The sequence below is a fragment of the Paramesorhizobium salinisoli genome (assembly GCF_003335045.1).
Classification (GTDB): domain Bacteria; phylum Pseudomonadota; class Alphaproteobacteria; order Rhizobiales; family Rhizobiaceae; genus Paramesorhizobium; species Paramesorhizobium salinisoli.
In genome coordinates, this window is record NZ_QOZG01000011.1 from 31,740 (window position 1) to 50,069 (window position 18,330).

The following is an 18,330-nucleotide window of genomic DNA, read 5'->3' on the forward strand; positions in this document are numbered from 1 at the left end:
AGACCATGCTCGGCCGTCTCAATCATGTCGCGATCGCCGTGCCCGATCTGGCTGCGGCGGTGGCGCTCTACCGCACGACGCTCGGCGTGGAGCCGAGCGATCCGCAGGCGCTGCCCGAGCACGGCGTCACGGTTGCCTTCGTCGATGTCGGCAATACCAAGATCGAGTTTCTTGAACCTTTGGGAGAGGACTCACCCATCTTGGGTTTTTTGGCTAACTATCCGGCTGGCGGCATGCACCATCTTTGCTATGAGGTGGAAGACATCATCGCTGCGCGGGACCATTTGACAGAGCAGGGCGCCCGCATTCTGGGCGATGGCGAGCCGAAGATCGGTGCGCATGGAAAACCGGTGCTGTTCCTGCATCCCAAGGACTTCAACGGTACGCTCATTGAACTGGAACAGGTGTGATCATGGGTATTGGTTCGGCCTTGGCAATTTATTTCATTATCTGGTGGACGATGCTTTTCGCGCTTCTGCCGGTTGGCGTGCGCACGCAGGCCGAGGAAAACGACATCACGCTCGGCACGACCGCAAGCGCGCCGGCTCGCCCGCGTATATGGCTGGCGTTCTTTCGCACCACCATCGTGGCAACGATCATTTTCGCGGCCTACTACTACATCACGCAAATCGTTGGCTTCGGCCTTGACGATATTCCGCATTTCTTTCCCGACCTGAAGTAAAGAAACGCGCCATGCCGTCCGGCATCGTGTGGTGGAATGGCCCATCGCGTTGAAATGCTACGCGAATTGTCCAAAAATCCGCTCTTGGTTTAAAGACTTTGTCGCAGATTTTTCACTTGCGGCGCGGTTTGGTTCAAAACGCACCGTAAAATGCGAATTCGAAATGCTGTTGCTGCCGCAAGCTGCTCGCTTACGCCTGAACAAATCCCGATTAATGACTGATTTTGCAAAAAAAAAGCAAGGCTTGCGCCTTGCAGTTGAATACGCGTCCGATCTCATATCCGTATAGTCGGCGGCTGCGGATTATCGCGCCGAGATCGCATCCTCCCAAGACTTTGACCGCGTAGGAAAGCAGTTTTATACCCGCTTTCTCTTTATGATGAAAAAAATAGCGGAGTGCTCATGGAATGTCACGCAAATTCTTTCGAATTTTGACATTGTGATGAATCCGGTTGCACGACGTCTTGCCTGTCCCCAAGGGTTTGCCGGCTGACATTTGCAGAACCGGTTTTCTCACGGGTTTCCAACCGCATGAGAAGCCGCTAAGAAACCCGTGGCTTTGCTCATGTTTTCGCCTGATTCTGCAAGCACTCAGGTCTTTTCTTCGGTGGTCCCATGCGTCTTTCGCGTTACTTCTTGCCTATCCTCAAGGAAAATCCCAAAGAGGCGGAGATCGTCTCGCACCGGCTTATGCTAAGGTCCGGTATGATCCGCCAGCAGACGGCCGGCATTTACTCATGGCTGCCGCTCGGCCTGAAGGTTCTCAACAAGGTCAACACGATCATCCGGGAAGAGCAGAACCGGGCAGGCGGCATCGAATTGCTGATGCCGACGATCCAGCCCGCCGATCTCTGGCGCGAGAGCGGTCGTTACGATGATTACGGCAAGGAAATGCTGCGCATCAAGGATCGCCAGGACCGCGACATGCTGTTCGGACCGACCAACGAGGAAATGATCACCGACATTTTCCGTTCCTACGTGCGTTCCTACAAGGATTTGCCGCTCAGCCTCTATCACATTCAGTGGAAGTTCCGCGACGAGGTTCGCCCGCGCTTCGGCGTCATGCGCTCGCGCGAGTTCCTGATGAAGGACGCCTATTCCTTCGACCTGGATTATGAGGGCGCGAAGGCTGCCTATAACCGGATGTTCGTCGCGTATCTGCGCACCTTCTCGCGTATCGGCCTGCAGGCGATCCCCATGCGCGCCGATACCGGCCCGATCGGCGGCGACCTCAGCCATGAGTTCATCATCCTGGCCGACACCGGCGAAAGCCAGGTGTTCTGCGACCGCGCCTATCTCGATCTGGCCGTTCCCGGCGCGGATACGGATTTCCGCAATGACGCGGAAATCTCCGGCGTTGTCGACCGTTGGACCAAGCCTTATGCGGCCACCGATGAAATGCACGACGAGGCCGCCTGGGACAAGATCGGCAAGGGCGACCGTCTTGCCGCCCGCGGTATAGAGGTTGGACACATCTTCCATTTCGGGACCAAATATTCAGAACCGATGGGCGCCAAGGTGACAGGCCCCGACGGCAAGGAACATCTGGTTTCCATGGGGTCCTACGGCATTGGCCCGTCACGTCTTGTCGCTGCGACCATCGAAGCTTCGCATGACGAGAACGGCATCATCTGGCCGAAGTCGATCGCGCCGTTCGATGCCGGTATCGTCAACATGAAGTCCGGCGATGCAGGCTGCGACAGCGTGTCGGAGAAGCTTTACGCGACGTTGACGAATGCCGGGCTCGACCCGCTTCTCGATGACACCGATGAGCGAGCTGGGTCGAAATTCGCGACGATGGACCTGATCGGCCTGCCGGTTCAAATCATCGTCGGACCGCGCGGGGTAGCGGCGGGCGAGGTCGAGATAAAGGACCGGGCGACGGGCACCCGCGAAACGCTTTCCATTGAGGCAGCCATCAACCGGCTGGTGGATCACACATGAGCAAGACGGCGGCTGTGGCCAATCAGGGCGGACGGGAGGGCTCCAAGCCCTTCTGCGCCTTGGAGCGGATGATCGCGTGGCGATACCTGCGCGCACGCCGCCGTGAAGCCTTTATTTCCGTCATCGCCGGCTTCTCCTTCACCGGCATCATGCTCGGCGTCGCAACGCTGATCATCGTCATGGCGGTGATGAACGGTTTCCGCACGGAATTGCTCACCCGCATCCTCGGCATCAACGGCCATCTTATCATGCAGCCAATGGATCGGCCGTTCGACGATTATGCCGATCTCATCAAGCGCATTGATGCCATCCCGGGCGTTTCCTTCGCCATTCCGCTTGTCCAGGGGCAGGCGCTGGTCCAGGGCAATATCGGTGCCGGAAGCGGCGCTGCGGTACGTGGCCTGCGTGGCGAGGATATCGCCAAGCTGAAGCTTGTCTCCGACAATGTGAAGCAGGGCACGTTCGCCGGCTTTGACGATAGCGGCGGTGTCGCCATCGGCACCCGCATGGCGGAAGCGCTCGGTGTTTCCATCGGTGACAGCGTGACCGTCATATCGCCGGAGGGAGACGTAACGCCCTTCGGCGTCAATCCCCGGGTCAAATCCTATAAAGTCGTGGCGATCTTCGAAATAGGCATGTCGGAATATGATGCCACGATCGTTCTCATGCCGCTCTCGCAGGCGCAGCTCTTCTTCAATCAGGAGGGTAAGGTGCAGATGATCGAGGTTTTTGCCGATAATCCCGATAATGTCGATGCGCTGCGCAAGCCGATCGAAGACGTTGCCGGTCGTCAGCTTCTGCTGACCGATTGGCGCCAGCAGAACAAGACCTTCTTCTCCGCTCTCGAGGTGGAGCGCAACGTGATGTTCATGATCCTGACGCTGATCGTGCTGGTTGCCGCCCTCAACATCATTTCCGGCTTGATCATGCTGGTCAAGGATAAGGGCAGGGACATCGCCATCTTGCGCACCATGGGCGCGACACGCAACGCCATCCTGCGCATCTTCCTGATGACAGGCGCCGCGATCGGCACTGCCGGGACGTTGGCAGGTGTCGTCCTCGGGGTCGTGGTGTGCCTCAATGTCGAGCGCATTCGTGAGTTCTTTTCCTGGCTTTCGGGCACCACGCTTTTCAATCCGGAACTCTATTTCCTGAGCCAATTGCCGGCCCAGATGAATCCGGGCGAGACGATCTCGGTCATCGTGATGGCGCTGGCGCTGTCCTTCCTTGCGACGCTCTTTCCGGCATGGCGGGCGGCCCGGCTCGATCCGGTCGAAGCCCTGAGGTATGAATGATGGCAAAGAAGCCGGCGCTTGATCCCATTTTGAAACTGACCAATGTCGGTCGCGCCTATCACGAAGCCGGACGCGCGCTGGTGATCCTGAAGGACGCCGATTTTTCCCTCGGGCGAGGCGAGATGGTCGCGCTCGTGGCGCCGTCAGGCGCCGGCAAGTCGACGCTCCTGCACACCGCAGGACTGCTGGAGCGTCCTGACAGCGGCGATGTCCTTCTCGACGGCCGCGACTGCAGCGCGCTTTCCGACGACGAGCGCACCGCCATCCGCCGCAACGATGTCGGCTTCGTCTATCAATTCCACCACCTTCTTCCGGAATTCACAGCACTCGAGAATGTGATGATCCCCCAGATGCTGCGCGGGCTCACATCGGCCGCTGCTGCCGAGCGGGCGCAGCAACTTCTCGACTACATGAAGGTCGGCCCCCGCGCCACGCACCGCCCGTCGGAACTTTCCGGCGGCGAGCAGCAGCGCGTCGCGATCGCTCGCGCCGTCGCCAACGCGCCCCTGGTGCTCCTCGCGGATGAGCCGACCGGCAATCTCGATCCGCAGACGGCCTCCTACGTATTTGAGGCGCTGGAAGCGCTGGTGCGCCAGTCAGGCCTCTCCGCGCTGATCGCCACCCACAACCACGACCTGGCCGCCCGCATGGACCGCCGCGTGACATTGAAGGACGGCAAGGTAGTGGACGTCTGAGCTGTCGGTTTGCTTGTCGATCCCGAGGCGGGGATTCGGAACGGCAAACCGGCGAAACGGCGCAAAATTTTCTACCATCCGATCCCGCGATAAAGCTCTGCGCAGTCTGGGTTGAGGCTCTCGATGAGGTCTATTTTCCACTGCCGGTTCCAGCGCTTCAATGTCCGCTGCGCCTGATGGCGTCGCGAATGTCGTCATGCTCGTACCAAACGAGCCGGGCGCAGCCATATTGCAGCAGCATAAAAACCCGTCATCATCGGACTTGATCCGATGATCCATTCCGGAACGTCAAACCAACCACAATCGTCCCGATCCCCATTAACCCTCTGCAAACCATAAGCAAAAAACAACGGGGAAAACTTGGTTGACATTAGAACAAAAATGGAACAAAAACTAAACATATGAGAACAAAGAGGAGTTTTTGTCATGACCGATCTTGTCCACGATGTCTTGTCCTTCGTTTCCGTCAGCCTGTTCATCGCGACCTTCGCCATCTGGGTGAGCGCGATCTGAGGCTTTCCGGCCGGCAGACCTGTTGACCGCCGACAATCACACGCGGCTTTGTCTGGACATGCCGCGCACGATCCCTAAGACTGACGCGAAGGCGGCCGAGAGTCGCCTGTGCGCAAGTCAGGGAATGAAAAGTGGCGGACGGTACACAAGCGAGCAGGGGTGATCTGAAGACGGCATCGGCAAAAGCCGATCCGCGTTTCATCCATCTCAGGGTCCATTCCGCCTATTCCCTGCTGGAAGGCGCGTTGCAGATCGGCAAGATCATCGGCCATGCGGTCGGCGACAATGCGCCGGCCATCGCGATCACCGACACCAACAATCTGTTCGGGGCGCTGGAATTCGCCCAGAAGGCGGTCAAGGACGGCGTACAGCCGATCGTCGGCTGCCAGCTCGATTTAAGCTTCGGCGATAGTGGCGATGACAGCCGCAGCGCCAGCAGGCGCGATGCGCTGGGCCTTGCGCCCATTGTACTGATCGCCGCTACCGAGGAAGGCTATACCAATCTGGTGCGGCTGGTGAGCCGTGCCTATCTCGAAACGCCGGCAGGCGATCCCGTGCATATCGATGCCGGCTGGCTCGACGGACATTCGGAAGGCATCATCGCTCTGACCGGCGGCGCGCTCGGGCCTATTGGCCGGGCACTTGCCGCCGAGCGGCCGGATCGTGCGCAGCAGCGCCTCCAGCATCTCCAGTTCCTGTTTGGCGACCGTCTCTATGTCGAATTGCAGCGCCCCGCCGGCTATGACCGCCTGATCGAGGCGCGCATGATCGAACTCGCTTATGCGAGGGCGCTACCGCTGGTTGCGACCAACGAGGCCTTCTTCCTCAAAAGCGCCGATTACGAGGCCCATGACGCGCTGCTCGCCATCGCCGACGGACAATTGCTTTCCTCCGACGAGCGCCGCCGCCTGACGCCGGACCATTATCTGAAGAGCCAGGCCGAGATGGCGGCGCTCTTCGCCGATCTGCCAGAGGCGCTGGAGAATACGGTCGAAATCGCGCGGCGTTGTTGCTGGTATCCGGAAACCCGCAAGCCCATCCTGCCGCGCTTTACCGGCGATGCGGGAAACCCGGAGGCTGCGCTGCAGGCTGAAGCCGACGAACTGGCGCGGCAGGCGCGCGAGGGGCTCGACCAGCGTATCGCGACGCTCGGCATGGCGGACGGGTATACGCGCGAGCAATATATCGAGCGCCTGGAATACGAGATATCGATCATCCAGCGGATGGGGTTTCCCGGCTACTTCCTGATCGTTTCCGACTTCATCAAATGGGCGAAGGCACAGGGCATTCCCGTGGGGCCGGGCCGCGGCTCGGGCGCGGGCTCGCTTGTGGCCTACGCGCTCACCATCACAGACGTAGACCCCTTGCGTTTTTCGCTGCTGTTCGAGCGCTTCCTCAATCCTGACCGCGTATCGATGCCCGATTTCGACATCGATTTCTGCCAGGACCGGCGCGACGAGGTCATCCGCTATGTCCAGGCTAAGTACGGCCGTGACCAAGTGGCGCAAATCATTACCTTCGGTACGCTCCAGGCGCGCGCCGTGCTGCGCGACGTCGGCCGTGTGCTCGAAATGCCCTATGGTCAGGTGGACCGGCTCTGCAAGCTCGTGCCGCAGAACCCGGCCAATCCGGTCACGCTGGGACAGGCGATCGAGAGCGAGCCGAAGATTGCCGAGGAGCGCGAGAAGGAACCCGTCGTGGGCCGCCTCCTCGATATCGGGCTGAAGCTCGAAGGTCTCTACCGTCATGCCTCGACCCACGCAGCGGGTATCGTCATCGGCGACCGGCCTTTGTCGGAACTGGTGCCGATGTACCGCGATCCGCGTTCGGACATGCCGGTCACCCAGTACAACATGAAATGGGTGGAGCAGGCGGGGCTGGTCAAGTTCGACTTTCTCGGCTTGAAGACACTGACCGTATTGCAGACGGCGGTGAAGCTTGTCGCCCGCAAGAACATCGCGATCGATCTCTCCAACCTGCCGCTTGATGATGAGCCCACCTACGAAATGCTGTCGCGCGGCGAGACGGTCGGCGTGTTCCAGGTGGAAAGTTCCGGCATGCGCAAGGCGCTGATCGGCATGAAGCCGGACTGTATCGAGGATGTCATCGCGCTGGTGGCGCTCTATCGCCCGGGGCCGATGGAGAACATTCCGATCTATAATGCGCGCAAGCATGGCGAGGAGGAAATCGCCTCGATCCATCCCAAGATCGATTATCTGGTGAAGGAGACGCAGGGCGTCATCGTCTATCAGGAACAGGTGATGCAGATCGCGCAGGAGCTTTCCGGCTACTCGCTCGGCGAAGCAGATCTGTTGCGCCGCGCCATGGGCAAGAAGATTCGCGAGGAGATGGACAAGCAGCGTCTCCGCTTCGTCGATGGCGCCATCGAGCGCGGCGTCGGCAAGGCGCAGGCGAATACCATCTTCGACCTGCTGGCAAAATTCGCCGATTACGGCTTCAACAAGTCGCACGCCGCTGCCTACGCGATTGTGTCCTACCAGACTGCCTATCTCAAGGCGCATCATCCCGTCGAATTTCTCGCCGCGTCTATGACCTACGACATGTCCAACACGGACAAGCTCAACGACTTCCGTCGTGAAGCGAACCGGCTGGGCATCGAGGTCGTGCAGCCCTCGGTCATGACCTCGTTCCGTGCGTTCGAAGTGGGTGAGAACCGGATTTTCTATTCGCTTGCCGCGATCAAGGGCGTGGGCGAGGCCGCCGTCGACCATATCGTCGCGAAACGGCAGGAAAAGCCATATGAGAGTCTTGAGGATTTCTGCGAGCGCATCGACCCGCGCATCGTCAACCGCCGCGTTTTCGAAAGCCTGATCAATGCCGGCGCGCTCGATTGCTTCAAGCGCGACAGGGCGTCGATGATCGCCGGCCTCGACCGGATCATGGGCCACGCACAGCGCACGCAGGAAGACGCCGTCAGCGGCCAGGCGGATATTTTCGGCCTGGGTGGCGGACCAAAGGAAAAGCTTCAGCTTCCCGCCGCACCGCCCTGGCTCCCCTCCGAAAAACTGCATCGCGAATTCCAGGCGGTCGGCTTCTATCTCTCGGCCCATCCGCTGGATGAATATCGCTCGGTCCTGCAGAAGATGCGCGTGCAGAGCTGGGCGGATTTCTCCATCGCCGTGAAGCGCGGCGCAAGCGCCGGGCGACTCGCCGGCACGGTGACGAGCCGCCAGGAGCGCAAGACGCGCACCGGCAACAAGATGGGCATCGTCCAGCTTTCGGATGCGACAGGACAATTCGAAGCCATTCTGTTTTCCGAAGGGCTCGCGCAATATCGCGACCTGCTCGAATCGGGCAGATCGGTGGTGATCACGGTTGCGGCGGAAGACCGGCCCGAGGGCATCAGCCTGCGTATCCAGACGGTCCAGTCGTTGGAGGACGAGGCAAGTCGCATCCAGAAGGCGCTGCGGCTATATCTGCGCTCGAGCGAGGCCTTGAAGCAGATCGTGCCGCATCTGGCGACGCGCGGAGATGGCCAGGTGAGCCTCATCGTCATCAAGGAGAACGGCCTTCGCGAGGTGGAGATCGAACTTCCCGACCGCTACCGCGTCAGCCCCCAGATCGCCAGCGCCATGAAGGCGATCAAGGGCGTTGTGGATGTCGAGTTGCTTTAGGGAAGGTTGAAATCGTTCCGTCCCTGGAATCCGCATCCGTTACTTGACATGCAAACAACGGGTCACCGTCCGGAATTCCAGAACAGCAAACCTGGAGCCCTGGTCTCAACCCTTCCCCTCGCTCGGCGGTCGCTCAGTCCGCGCCTTGCCGAAAGTGTAGCCGGTTTCGACGGCCTTGTTGCCGAATTTAGTTCGAAGCTTGTCGATCGCGCCTTCCGCAACTGCGCGCTTCGTTGCCTGATTGTCGACCAGATCCGGCGGGTCTGCCTTGCCCGCATCCTCCAGATCGCTGACGCCGATGCCGATGAGGCGGAACTTTGTTCCATCAAGCTCCTTTTCCAGGAGCTGCAACCCTGTGCGGAATATGCGGTCGGCGAGTTGCGTCGGATCGGAAAGCTGCCTGTTGCGGGTCCGGCTCTTAAAATCCTGGGTCTTGAGCTTCAGGACAACGGTGCGCCCGGCAATGCCGCCGGCCTTCAGTCGCCGCGATACTTTTTCTGAAAGGCTGCGCAGGATTGGCACGAGATCGCCGGCCGAGGAGAGATCCGTGTTGAACGTGGTCTCGGACGATACGCTTTTCATCTCGCCCTCAGGTTCGACCCGCCGCACATCCATACCCCGCGAAAGCCTATAGAGCCTCTGGCCCATCGTTCCATAGGCCCTCATCAGCGCCGTTTCCTCCATTTCCTGCAACTGGCCGATGGTGCTGATGCCATCGGCTTGCAGCGTCGCCGCGAAGGCCTTGCCGACACCCCAGATCAGCGTCACCGATTTTTCCCTCAGGAACGACAACGCCTCCTTCTCGCCGATGATGGAGAAGCCGCGCGGCTTTTCGAAATCGGAGGCGACCTTTGCCAGGAACTTGCAATAGGAGAGGCCGACGGAGATGGTAATGCCGACTTCGTCCTCGATGCGCTTGGCGAAGCGGGCCAGCACACGGGCAGGGGGATCGCGGTGCAGCCGCTCCGTGCCTTTCAGGTCGAGAAAAGCCTCGTCAATCGAAATCGGCTCGACCAGCGGCGTCAGTTCCAGCATCAATTGCCGGATTTCACGGCCGACCCGGACATATTTCTCCATGTCAGGCTTGACGACCACCGCCTGCGGACAGGCCTCCAGCGCCTTGAACATCGGCATGGCCGAGCGCACGCCGTGGATGCGCGCGATATAGCATGCCGTCGAGACCACGCCGCGCTTGCCGCCGCCGATGATCAGCGGCTTGTCGCGAAGATCGGGATTGTCGCGCTTCTCCACCGCCGCATAGAAGGCGTCGCAGTCGATATGCGCCAGCGACAGGCTGTAGAGCTCGTCATGACGCATGAGCCGTGGGCTGCCGCAGGCATGGCAACGCCGCGCCGCGGAACGTTGCAGCGTCAGGCAGTCGCGGCAGAAACCGCTAAGCGGATCATTGACAGAGCCCATACACACGGCGAACATAAGAGGAACATTTTGAATGATAGGCGACTGATGCCGTCGCGGCAAGAACAGATGCGCGATCATACACCGTTAGAAGCGACCGCAGCACCGCTGGATATGCAACGCTAGCGATCAAATTCCGCGATTTGCCGACAGGTCCCTGTCTGGTGAAAATCAGACCTGCCGGTCCCATGCCTCGTCGCCACCCGGCAACGCATGAAGGGCGCGTTGTATATCCATGGGGTTGCTGCCGGTTGCCTCGCAGAAGCGCATGAGCGTCGGCTCGTGCGCAAGATAGAATTGCAGCACGCCGGCAAGGAATCCCGGTTCGCGGGCCGCGGTTCTGATATCGTTGGCCTGAATGCCGGTAAGCGAAAGGAACCGAGGCAAGAGCTCATCATCCTGTGCCAGGAAAGCCAGGGCCTTCACCGCCATCGTCTGGGCCTGATCGGTCGTCATATTGGTCAACATGAAGGGTTCCGGAGGTGGCACTGGCAAAATATGGCGTTGATGGGTCGGTTTTTTAGGGCTAGGCAATCTAATCTGCAACTTTATAGTAGGCATGGGAACATAGGCCGGTTCATTTGCCTTTCGTCAATCTTATCGACATAGGATGCCAATAATCGGTTGAGCGGCATGAACGGAATTATTGCTGCGCGCATGATGAACGGCAAGCGCTGCCATATGCGAGAAGATTCGCGGGAAAGTTTTCAATGACAAAAAAAGTGATGATCGTTGAAGACAACGAGCTGAACATGAAGCTTTTCCGGGATCTGATTGAGGCGAGTGGTTATGAGACGATCCGCACGCGCAATGGGCTGGAGGCGCTGGATCTTGCGCGGCTTCACAAGCCGGATCTGATCCTCATGGATATTCAGTTGCCCGAGGTTTCCGGCCTCGAGGTCACGAAATGGCTGAAGGAGGATGATGAACTGCATAGCATTCCGGTCATCGCGGTGACGGCGTTTGCGATGAAAGGCGACGAGGAACGGATTCGTCAGGGTGGATGCGAGGCCTATATATCGAAACCCATCTCGGTTCCGCGGTTCATCGAAACCATTAAATCTTATCTTGGCGATGCCTGAGAGGCTGGGGGCCATTCTGTGACTGCTCGCATTCTTGTCGTCGATGATCTTCCTGCCAACGTGAAGCTTCTCGAATCGAGGCTTCTTGCGGAATATTATGACGTGGTTTCCGCGCTGAGCGGCCGGGAAGCGCTCGAGATCTGCCAGAGCAGCAATGTCGATATCGTGCTTCTCGATGTCATGATGCCTGGCATGGATGGGTTCGAGGTCTGCCGTCGCTTGAAAGCTGATCCGAAGACGACCAACATCCCAGTTGTGATGGTAACGGCGCTCGACCGACCGGAAGATCGCGTTCGCGGGCTGGAAGCCGGCGCCGATGATTTCCTCACCAAGCCGGTCAACGACCTGCAACTAATATCGCGGGTTAAGAGCCTGGCCCGGCTGAAAAACCTTTCCGACGAGCTTTTCCTTCGCGCGGCCACGGCACGCGAGGCGGATATCGAAGCGCTGCTGATGAGCCGCACGGAAGATGTCAAGGTTCGGGCAAAACTCCTCATCGTCGATGAGAATCCCGAAACCGGGACGCGGTTGCAGGGCCTGCTGTCCCAGGACAACCAGGTCGATATTGTCACGGATCCGTCGGCCGCGCTGATCGGTGTGGTGGAAGGCGACTATGATTGCGTGATCGTCGCCACCGGCTTTGCCAATTACGATCCGCTACGCCTGTGCTCGCAGATGCGGGCTATCGAGCGCACGCGCCTGCTGCCGATCATCCTCATCGCCGAACATGGCGAGACCAGCCTCGTCGCCCGCGGACTGGATCTGGGCGTCAACGATTATCTGATGCGTCCGCTGGATCGCAACGAACTGCTCGCCCGCGTGCGCACCCAGGTCAAGCGCAAACGCTACAACGACCTCCTGAGGAAGAGCCTCAGCCAGACCATCGAAATGGCAGTGACGGACAGCCTGACCGGGCTGCACAACCGCCGCTATCTCGACAGTCACATGTCGATGCTGTTCACGCGCTCGATATCGCGCGAGCGGCCTTTGTCGGTACTGATGACCGACATGGATCATTTCAAGCTGATCAATGACACCTATGGCCATGATGCAGGCGACGATGTCCTGCGTGATTTCGCCGGGCGTCTGCATCGCAATATCCGGGGCATCGATCTTGCCTGCCGCTATGGCGGCGAGGAATTCGTCGTCGTGCTACCGGATACCGACGCACATATGGCGGCGGTCGTCGCCGAACGCATCCGCGGAACGGTAGCCTCGACGCCGTTTCTCATTCGCAACGGCGCCGCAAGCGTCAACGTCACCATCAGCGTTGGACTGGCATGCCTTCAACCCCGCAACGACAGCGTTGAAAAGCTTTTCAAGCGCGCCGACGTGGCGCTTTACGAAGCCAAGAAAAACGGTCGTAACCAGGTGGTCGCGGCGGTCGCATAGCCGCCTGAGAGACCATTTGAATGCGTACATGCGTATGTACGCATTTACCAAATAATACGATGTTTTCAGGCATAGTTAAGATTCAGTTGCTTTTCTCTTTTATTTGCGCAAATTTCTTGGGAGCAACAAGCGTTGGTTGAGGAGCGACCCACGCAAAAAATACCCCATGATGCTCAGGTCCGCCGCATCTCCTGGGTCCGTGGGGTCGGTCGGTCGGCGTTTGGCACAAAGTGGAATCCTCGTACCGCTGCCTCTTCGCCGGCCGACCCCCTTTTCCTTCCGAAGCTTGCTCTTGATCATTCGCATGCCCAATGCACAAAACGCCGCCCGGTAGGGACGGCGTCTTGAAATATCAGGGCTGCCGAAAGCGGCCTATTCGGTCTTTGTCTTTTCTTTCTGGGTGGACTGCGCGTCTGTCGAAATGCTTGCTGTAGTCGTCTGCTTGTCGACGGATGCCGAATGCCCGACACAATCCGCGGCGGCGGCTGATACCGAGAGGCCAAAAGCGGCGGCAAGTACGAGAAATGCTTTCATCGTCTGTCTCCATGCTTTGTTGGTGCCCGGTCAGGCTAACCGCAAATTCCAGATCCGCCAAATCAACTTTTTTGTTCGCGCGTCGCTGAGCGCCCGAAACAAAAACGCCGCCCCAGGAGGCGGCGTTCGAAAATTCGTTGAAACCAGGATTACTTGATCTTGGTTTCCTTGAACTCGACGTGCTTTTTTGCAACCGGGTCGTACTTACGCTTCGTCATCTTGTCCGTCATCGTGCGGCTGTTCTTCGACGTGACGTAGAAGAAACCGGTGTCTGCGGTCGACAAAAGCTTGATCTTGATGGTCGTAGCCTTAGCCATTTTAAAGTACCTGCTCTTTTCTGATTGAAACCGCCAGCGATTCCGGCGATTTCATCCGGCAGCGGAAATTCGGCGCGACACTACGGATTGAGGCCAAAAAGTCAAGCCCGCTTCTGGGGTGTCAGGAGTCGGAATGCTGCGATAAGCATGTAAAGGGCGAAAAATACCCCGAGAACGACAGCAAAGCCTTTGGGTCCCATGGCATCCATGCCAATGCCGACGGTCTGCGGCCCAGCCAGCATCCCCAAAGCGTAGCAGAAGACGAAGGCGGCATTGGCCGAGGCGAGCTCTCGCCCTGTAAGTTGGGATCCGAGATGCGCGAGACCAACCGTGTAAAGCCCCGCCACTACGCCGCCCCAGACGAAGAGAAGCCCCGCCACCAGATACCAGTTGCCGATAATGAAAGGCAGGACAGCCATGCCCATGAGGCCGATGAAGGCGCAGACCAGCAGGAGGTTGCGCCGATCGCGAACCTTGTCGCTGATGATCCCGAGCGGGATCTGCAAGAGAACATTGCCAAGGCCGATCATCGTGAGGAGCAGGGCGGCCTCGCTTTCGCTATAGCCGATGCGGGTTCCGAAGACGGGAAAGAGCGCGAAGCCGCCAGTTTCAACCGCGCCGAACACAAAGACGGCGGCGGTCGCCGTGGGGACGGCGAAGATATAGGGGATGAACGGCACATGCTCGCCTTCATCGAAATCCGGGCTGTCCTTCCAGGCCAGAAGCACGGGGATGGTCGCGAGCATGATGATGGTGAAGCCGACTCCGAACGGCAGCATCCCGGTGCTGCCTATCTGCGCGAAGAGCCAGGGACCGACGGCGAACCCCAGCGACAGCGTGGTGGCATAGATGCCGAGGACGAGCCCACGCTTTTCCGGCGGCGCGGAGGCATTGATCCAGTATTCCGACAGGACGAACAGCACGGTGAGCGCAAAATGCAGCGCGATGCGCAGCGCGAACCACGCCCACAAGGCTTGAAAGAAATGAAACCCGAGAAAGGCGAAGCCGCCAAGGAGCAGCATGGCGAGTATTGTCCGCACCACGCCGAAACGCGCCGCGATCGGCGCTGCCAGAGGAGCAGCGGCGATCGAGGCAAGCCCGGCGACAGCCGTATTGGCGCCGATGAGGCTCGCGGAATAGCCGCGGCTTTCCAGAAGCACGCTCAGAAGGGGAATGCCGAGACCGATTGCCATGCCAACGGCGCTGATCGTGGCGATGGCCGCGGCAAGCGAGCGCCAGCGTGCCCCAGGCTGATTTTGGTCCGATTGGGGACCCGAGCCTGAGGAGAGGGACATCACGTCTTCAGATGATCTCACGGACATAGCGGCCATACCGCATTGTATATTGAACGACTGGACGGCCCGGAAAGCCAGCGGAGGGCAGGGCAGGACTCTCCCGCAATTGCGCTCCGATTTCCTTGAGAATCGCAAGCGTAATCGAGGGTACGTCGAGAGAACAGGCATCGGCGAATGAAAGCCAGCACAATTCCTCCAGCTCGCCCGAGGGTCCGGTACCCTCCGCCAATTGATCGGCGATGGCGTCGCGGAATGCGATGAAGAAGCGGGTGTCGAAACGCCTGACATTTCCCGGCGGGGTGATGGCACGCGCGACATAGCGCAGAACCGACAGATCAGGTTGAAGGTTGCGTTCCGCGAAAGCCTGCCAGTCCGGATGCAGGGAGATAGGCTTGGCTCCACCTGCTGTCCGTCTGCCGAGGAAAAGCCCCGCCTCCTCATAGGTCTCGCGGATCGCGCAAAGCGCCAGCGCCCTCGCACGTCTCCGCGTGCCCCGGGAGCCCATGCCGGCGAGGAGTTTTTGCTCGTCTTCAGGCAAAAGCTCGGCGGCGGCGGAAATGCTGCCATCGTCCGGATCGGCTCGTCCGCCCGGAAAAACGAACTTTCCCGGCATGAAGACGTGACGCGCATGCCTGCGTCCCATCAGGACGCGAAATTCCGCCCCTTCGCGATCGATCAGGATCAGCGATGCGGCAGCGCGTGGGCGTAGGGGAAGCGGACCGGAGCCCGACTTCACCTGCATGTCCTGCATCTGCTGCGGAGGGCTCTCGGGTTGCATTTCTGGATGCTGCTAGAAATGGTCTTCTTCGCCGCCGAACCCGTGCATGTAATAGGCCCATTGCAGCCCGATGGCGGCGCCCTTGAGCGGCTGCAGGAGCAAAAGCGACATGATGATCGTAAGTGGGCCCCATATCGCCATATGCGCCCAGAGCGGTAAATCGACTGCGGTTTCGACACCCATGAACGCGCCGACGACGATATGGCCGACGACGAAAATCGTCAGATAGGCCGGCAGGTCGTCGGCTCTCTGGTGATGGAATTCCTCGCCGCATACCGCGCAGGCGTCGACGGGCTTGACGAAAGCGCGAAACAGCTTGCCTTCGCCGCAATGCGGGCAACGTCCGCAAAAGCCGCGCCACATGGCCTGCAGAAGCGGCCGGACCGGGCGCGCATTGGCCGCGGCGCCGCCGAATATCTGCCGATTTTCGATGGACTGGTTCATGAACGTCCTTTCCGCTTGCCTCGGGGGATGCCTGACGGCCTCCCTCTTTGGCCACGCATCGCGCGGCTCGATTTATGGTGCGAACGCATCGATGCCGGCATGGGACGTGGTTCGGAAACCATTTCGAAGCGAAGCGCGCCCGCTATGGGAAGCGCTTCAATCAATTTGACGTCGACGATATCGCCAAGGCGATAGCCTTTTCCGCTGCGTTCACCGGTAAGCGCATGGTTCGCTTCGTCATATAGGTAGTATTCGTTCCCCAGTGTGGAAATGGGAATAAAGCCGTCTGCGCCATATGTCGCAAGCGCAACGAAAAGGCCGGATTTGATGACGCCGGAAATCCTTCCCTGGAATTCGGAGTCGATCTGTGTCGCCAGATGGTGGGCGATCAGCCGGTCGACTGTTTCGCGTTCCGCCGCCATCGCGCGGCGTTCTGTAGCGGAGATGAGCGCGGCGATTTCTTCGAGCCGCGCTTCCTCATCAGGCGTAATTCCGCCCGGCCCAAGACCGAGGCTGCCGATCAGCGCACGATGCACGATCAGATCGGCATAACGCCGGATCGGCGAGGTGAAATGCGCATAGCGGCTGAGGTTCAGGCCGAAATGGCCGATATTGTCGGGGCTGTATTCGGCCTGGCTCTGCGAGCGCAACACCACCTGGTTGACGAGTTCCTCATGGTCGCTGCCCTGAACGCGCTTCAGGATCTGGTTGAATTGGCCGGGCCGGAGCTGGGCTCCTTTGGCGAGGCTGATGTCCAGCGTGCGCAGGAATTCGCGCAACGATTCCTGCTTGGCCATCGAGGGTGCGTCATGGGTACGGAAAATCAGCGCCTGCCGCTTGCGCTCCAACGTTTCCGCCGCCGCGACATTCGCCTGGATCATGAACTCCTCGATGAGCTTGTGCGCATCGAGGCGAGGCGGAATGACGACCTTGTCCACTTTGCCCTCAGGCGTGAGCAGGATCTTCTTTTCCGGCAGGTCGAGTTCCAGCGGTTCGCGCTGGTCGCGCCCACGCTTCAGCGCCGCATAAGCGTCCCACAGCGGCTTCAGGATGCTATCGAGGATAGGACCGGTCTTGTCATCTGGCGCGCCGTCTATGGCTGTCTGGGCCTGGCTGTAGGCAAGCCGCGCGGCGGAGCGCATCATCACGCGGTGGAAGCTGTGCGAGCGCTTGCGTCCTTCAGCGGTGAAGATCATGCGGACGGCGAGGGCAGGGCGGTCGACAAGCTCCTTCAGCGAACACAGATCGTTGGAAATCCGCTCGGGAAGCATCGGCACGACGCGGTCGGGGAAATAGACCGAATTGCCCCGCTTCAGGGCTTCGCGGTCAAGGGCCGAGCCGGGCAGCACATAGGCCGCGACATCGGCAATCGCCACCGTGACGATATGGCCGCCGGGATTGGAGGGATCGCTGTCCGGCTCGGCGAAGACCGCATCGTCATGGTCCTTGGCATCGGCCGGATCGATGGTGACCAGCGGCAGGCTGCGCCAGTCCTCGCGATGGGTCATGCTGGCAGGCTTTGCCTCCTCGGCCTCCCGGAGCACTGCTTCCGGAAACACATGCGGGATTTCATGGGCATGAATGGCGATCATCGACAGCGCCTTCTCGCTATCGATCGAGCCCACGATCTGCCGCACGCTGGCATGGGCAAGGCCGTAGCGCCCGGCGCGGGTGATCTCTACCTCCACCAGGTCGCCGGCTTTCGCCTCGTTCAACTGGCCGCTATCGACCACCAGCTCCGCCTGGCGGCGTTCCACGGGCTCAATGCGCCATTCGCCATCACTGGTTCGGCGCAGCACGCCGAGCACCGCATCCGGCCGGTGCTCCAGGCGCTTCATGACACGTGCCGTATAGGCTGGTCCGGTCTTCTCGGGCGACGGGAATATCTTGGCGAGGACCCGGTCCCCTACACCCGCCGCGGCGCCTTTGTCGCGCGAGGGGCGAATGAGAATCTGGGGCGCTTTCTCTCCGGTCACGTCCCATTCAGCAGGTTTGGCGATCAGGCCGCCATCTGCCTCGCGGCCCGTAATGTCGAGGACCGCGACATGCGGCAGCGCACCCTTCGTGGTCAGCCGCTTGGCACGCTTTTCGATCAGCCCTTCGTCGGCCAGATCGCGCAGCATGTCCTTCAGGAAAATCCTGCTATCACCCTTCAGGTTGAAAGCTTTTGCTATGTCGCGCTTGCCGGCGCGATCCGGATTTTCGTTGATGAAGTTCAGGATATCGTCACGCGTCGGCAGATGCGTCTGGCGATCTTGGCTTGTCCGGCCAGGCTTGGGTGGTTTCGAAATCTGGCGCGCCAATCCTT

Annotated in this window: 17 protein-coding genes; 9 read left to right on the forward strand and 8 right to left on the reverse strand. The window is 59.9% G+C overall.

Features of this window, described 5'->3' with window-relative positions; all coding sequences use genetic code 11:
- Positions 1-5 precede the first annotated feature (5 nt).
- The 7 genes from mce to dnaE all read left to right on the forward strand — a co-directional run bounded on the left by mce (position 6) and on the right by dnaE (position 8,764).
- A complete protein-coding gene (gene mce / locus DUT91_RS20705) occupies positions 6-410 on the forward strand; it encodes a methylmalonyl-CoA epimerase (protein WP_114442387.1) in 405 nt (134 codons plus the stop codon).
- Positions 411-412: 2 nt separating this feature from the next.
- Positions 413-682 (forward strand): DUF1467 family protein, encoded by a 270-nt coding sequence (locus DUT91_RS20710; RefSeq protein ID WP_114442388.1) that lies wholly within the window; start codon positions 413-415, stop codon positions 680-682.
- Positions 683-713: 31 nt separating this feature from the next.
- Positions 714-971 carry a hypothetical protein gene (locus tag DUT91_RS25585; RefSeq protein ID WP_147272227.1) on the forward strand — a complete coding sequence of 86 codons (258 nt, stop codon included), beginning with the start codon at positions 714-716 and terminating at the stop codon, positions 969-971.
- 326 nt (positions 972-1,297) lie between these two features.
- The gene (gene proS, locus DUT91_RS20715) at positions 1,298-2,626 is read left to right on the forward strand and encodes a proline--tRNA ligase (RefSeq protein WP_114442389.1); all 1,329 of its coding nucleotides are present in this window, start codon (positions 1,298-1,300) and stop codon (positions 2,624-2,626) included.
- The gene (locus DUT91_RS20720; RefSeq protein WP_114442390.1) at positions 2,623-3,921 is read left to right on the forward strand and encodes a lipoprotein-releasing ABC transporter permease subunit; all 1,299 of its coding nucleotides are present in this window, start codon (positions 2,623-2,625) and stop codon (positions 3,919-3,921) included. The genes proS and DUT91_RS20720 overlap by 4 nt, the downstream gene beginning before the upstream one ends.
- Positions 3,921-4,616 (forward strand): ABC transporter ATP-binding protein, encoded by a 696-nt coding sequence (locus DUT91_RS20725; RefSeq protein WP_114442425.1) that lies wholly within the window; start codon positions 3,921-3,923, stop codon positions 4,614-4,616. The genes DUT91_RS20720 and DUT91_RS20725 overlap by 1 nt, the downstream gene beginning before the upstream one ends.
- A 644-nt stretch (positions 4,617-5,260) precedes the next feature.
- The gene (gene dnaE, locus DUT91_RS20735) at positions 5,261-8,764 is read left to right on the forward strand and encodes a DNA polymerase III subunit alpha (RefSeq protein ID WP_425373825.1); all 3,504 of its coding nucleotides are present in this window, start codon (positions 5,261-5,263) and stop codon (positions 8,762-8,764) included.
- 105 nt (positions 8,765-8,869) lie between these two features.
- Here the strand turns inward: dnaE and DUT91_RS20740 are convergent, their stop codons facing one another.
- Both DUT91_RS20740 and DUT91_RS20745 read right to left on the reverse strand, forming a co-directional pair.
- The gene (locus DUT91_RS20740) at positions 8,870-10,183 is read right to left on the reverse strand and encodes a DNA polymerase IV (protein ID WP_114442427.1); all 1,314 of its coding nucleotides are present in this window, start codon (positions 10,181-10,183) and stop codon (positions 8,870-8,872) included.
- 168 nt (positions 10,184-10,351) lie between these two features.
- Positions 10,352-10,648 carry a DUF3572 domain-containing protein gene (locus tag DUT91_RS20745; protein ID WP_114442391.1) on the reverse strand — a complete coding sequence of 99 codons (297 nt, stop codon included), beginning with the start codon at positions 10,646-10,648 and terminating at the stop codon, positions 10,352-10,354.
- Positions 10,649-10,905: 257 nt separating this feature from the next.
- Here DUT91_RS20745 and DUT91_RS20750 point away from each other — a divergent pair, with 257 nt between their 5' ends.
- Entirely contained in the window at positions 10,906-11,262 is a 357-nt protein-coding gene (locus DUT91_RS20750; RefSeq protein ID WP_281032632.1) for a response regulator, read from the forward strand.
- Positions 11,263-11,280: 18 nt separating this feature from the next.
- Positions 11,281-12,654, forward strand: coding sequence for a PleD family two-component system response regulator (locus tag DUT91_RS20755; protein ID WP_114442393.1), 1,374 nt, complete (start codon positions 11,281-11,283; stop codon positions 12,652-12,654).
- A 372-nt stretch (positions 12,655-13,026) separates the two neighbouring features.
- Here the strand turns inward: DUT91_RS20755 and DUT91_RS26255 are convergent, their stop codons facing one another.
- The 6 genes from DUT91_RS26255 to rnr form a co-directional block, all read right to left on the reverse strand.
- The gene (locus tag DUT91_RS26255) at positions 13,027-13,188 is read right to left on the reverse strand and encodes a hypothetical protein (RefSeq protein WP_200835036.1); all 162 of its coding nucleotides are present in this window, start codon (positions 13,186-13,188) and stop codon (positions 13,027-13,029) included.
- Positions 13,189-13,337: 149 nt separating this feature from the next.
- Positions 13,338-13,505: a 50S ribosomal protein L33 gene (gene rpmG / locus DUT91_RS20765; protein WP_105743497.1), complete on the reverse strand. Its 168-nt coding sequence runs from the start codon at positions 13,503-13,505 to the stop codon at positions 13,338-13,340.
- A 101-nt stretch (positions 13,506-13,606) separates the two neighbouring features.
- A complete protein-coding gene (locus DUT91_RS20770) occupies positions 13,607-14,800 on the reverse strand; it encodes an MFS transporter (RefSeq protein WP_114442395.1) in 1,194 nt (397 codons plus the stop codon).
- A gap of 7 nt (positions 14,801-14,807) precedes the next feature.
- Positions 14,808-15,551 (reverse strand): NUDIX hydrolase, encoded by a 744-nt coding sequence (locus DUT91_RS20775; RefSeq protein WP_114442428.1) that lies wholly within the window; start codon positions 15,549-15,551, stop codon positions 14,808-14,810.
- A gap of 39 nt (positions 15,552-15,590) precedes the next feature.
- A complete protein-coding gene (locus DUT91_RS20780) occupies positions 15,591-16,022 on the reverse strand; it encodes a DUF983 domain-containing protein (RefSeq protein WP_114442396.1) in 432 nt (143 codons plus the stop codon).
- A complete protein-coding gene (gene rnr, locus DUT91_RS20785; RefSeq protein ID WP_425373826.1) occupies positions 16,019-18,325 on the reverse strand; it encodes a ribonuclease R in 2,307 nt (768 codons plus the stop codon). Before rnr ends, DUT91_RS20780 begins: the two co-directional genes overlap by 4 nt.
- Positions 18,326-18,330 lie beyond the last annotated feature (5 nt).